Source organism: Myxococcus vastator (genome assembly GCF_010894475.1).
Lineage (GTDB): Bacteria > Myxococcota > Myxococcia > Myxococcales > Myxococcaceae > Myxococcus > Myxococcus vastator.
The window spans coordinates 1-2,000 of the sequence record NZ_JAAIYB010000771.1 but is presented as its reverse complement, the minus strand read 5'-3'; the positions used below and the strand labels follow the sequence as shown (position 1 = coordinate 2,000).

The following is a 2,000-nucleotide window of genomic DNA, read 5'->3' as shown; positions in this document are numbered from 1 at the left end:
CCAGTGCCCTGTCCGACGAAGCGGCGTCCGAGGCGACGGAGGCAGCGGCTGACAGTGGCGTGGCGCGGGAGCCGCCTCCCGAGTCGGCCATCGATGAGACCTCCGAGGCGGTGGCGACGAGCGTGCCGCTGACGCCCGTGCCCCTGACGCGGCTGCAGCTGCGCAAGGTGCCCGCGACGTCGCTGGCGCCCGCGTCCCCGGCGCCGGAGTCCTCACCCGCTCGGGATGGCGCGCGGTCGTCGCTGGCCGAGCTCGCCGGCTCGGTCGTCCTTCCTGGCGCGGAGGCGTCGCGGCCCTTCTGCGCGGGGCCGGGCTGCTACACCGTGGCGGTGGAGGGAGAGCTCCTGACGCGCCTGGAGGGGCTGGTGGCGCTGGCGGGGCAGCTCTCCTTCCAGCCGGAGATGAAGCGCTTCCGGGGCCGGGCCACGGACAAGGCGTTCGGGGAAGGGGCGGCGCGGATGGTGCGTGCCCGGGGCCAGGGCGTGCTCTACCTGGAGCCGGCCGCGCCCCGTACGTTCCTGGCGGTGGACCTGGGCGAGGACTCCGCGTACTTCCGCGACGAGTGCGTGTTCGCCTTCGAGGAGCCGGTCATGTTCGAGAACGGCCGGGTTCCGTCGGACATCGCGCCGGACCTGGACCTGGTGCACCTGCGAGGGCAGGGGCAGGTGCTCTTGAGTCTCCCGGGGCCGCTGCGTGCGGTGGTGGTGCGTCAGGAGCAGCCGGTGACGGTGCCGCTGACGCACCTGGTGGGCTGGCAGGGGAACCTCACGCCGCGCATGGTGCCCGTGCTCAAGTCCCCCTCCGGAGAGCCGCTTCGGGCGGCGGTGGAGCTGGGCGGTGAAGGTTTTGCCCTCATCGCCCTCGGTGTCCGCTAGAAGGGCCCCTGCCATGGCCACGGACCGAGCGGCGCGGAAACAGCGGAAGCGAGAGGAGCGCGCCCGGAAGCGCGCGGCGCGCAAGCCCAGCGTGTTGGTGCAGGAGTTCTGGAACCTGCCCAACATGCTCACGTTGGGGCGCATCCTCATCATTCCGCTCTTCGTGTGGCTGACCTACGACGCGGACCCCCTCAACTCGCTGCTGGCGGGGCTCCTCTTCGCGGTGGCCGCCATCACCGACGTGGTGGACGGCTACCTGGCGCGGAAGTGGAACCTCATCACCGTGGTCGGCAAGTTCATGGACCCGCTGGCCGACAAGCTCATCGCCATGGCGGCCCTGGTGATGATGGTGCGGCTGGGGCGCATCGCCGCGTGGGTCGTCATCGTCCTGCTGGCGCGGGAGCTCATCGTCAGCGGACTGCGCACCATCGCCGCCAGCGAGGGCATGGTCATCGCCGCGGGCCAGGAGGGGAAGTGGAAGACGTCCCTCCAACTGGTGGGCATCATCTCGCTCTGCGTCCACTACGTGCATCCCCTGGAGTTCGGCAGCTTCTCCGTGCCGGTGGACTACAACCTGGTGGGCCAGGTGCTCGTCTACCTGTCGGGGGCCTTCTCGGTGTGGAGCGCGGTGGTCTATTTCCGGGCATTCCTGGCCATGCTGGCGAAGCGTGGGGGGGAGCCCGACCCCGCGAAAAGTGTTTGACGGGTCCGGAAGGGCTCTGTATACCCCACCTCACTTTCGGCCCGGCGGTCACACGGCGGTGACGAAGGCGCAGCACCTGATGCGGGAATAGCTCAGCGGTAGAGCATCGCCTTGCCAAGGCGAGGGTCGAGGGTTCAAATCCCTTTTCCCGCTCCAAAATCGGGCCCTCTGGGAAGCCAGAGGGCCTTTTAGTTTGCAGGGTCTGACGCGGGAATAGCTCAGCGGTAGAGCATCGCCTTGCCAAGGCGAGGGTCGAGGGTTCAAATCCCTTTTCCCGCTCCAAATAGAGGCCCTCTGGGAAACCAGGGGGCCTTTTGTTTTTCCGGCGCCTGGGTGGCGCTGGCGCCAGGGCCGGACATTCGCTCGGTGGATGGCTTGCTCTGCATGTGAGCAGCCGTCCCAGGGCGCCAGCGGGGTAGGGC

Annotated in this window: 2 protein-coding genes and 2 tRNA genes; all 4 read left to right on the top strand. The window is 69.2% G+C overall.

What is annotated here, in order from left to right:
* On the top strand, positions 1-875 hold an 875-nt coding region (locus G4D87_RS37095; protein WP_205507875.1), incomplete at its 5' end, for an AIM24 family protein.
* A gap of 13 nt (positions 876-888) precedes the next feature.
* Entirely contained in the window at positions 889-1,578 is a 690-nt protein-coding gene (gene pgsA, locus G4D87_RS37090) for a CDP-diacylglycerol--glycerol-3-phosphate 3-phosphatidyltransferase (RefSeq protein WP_163787490.1), read from the top strand.
* An 81-nt stretch (positions 1,579-1,659) separates the two neighbouring features.
* Positions 1,660-1,734: transfer RNA gene (locus G4D87_RS37085), tRNA-Gly, on the top strand.
* Positions 1,735-1,785: 51 nt separating this feature from the next.
* Positions 1,786-1,860: transfer RNA gene (locus G4D87_RS37080), tRNA-Gly, on the top strand.
* Positions 1,861-2,000 lie beyond the last annotated feature (140 nt).

Coding starts and splice junctions, on each gene's coding strand:
- pgsA (WP_163787490.1), top strand. CDS start 889: ATGGCCACGGACCGAGCGGCGCGGAAACAGCGGAAGCGAGAGGAGCGC.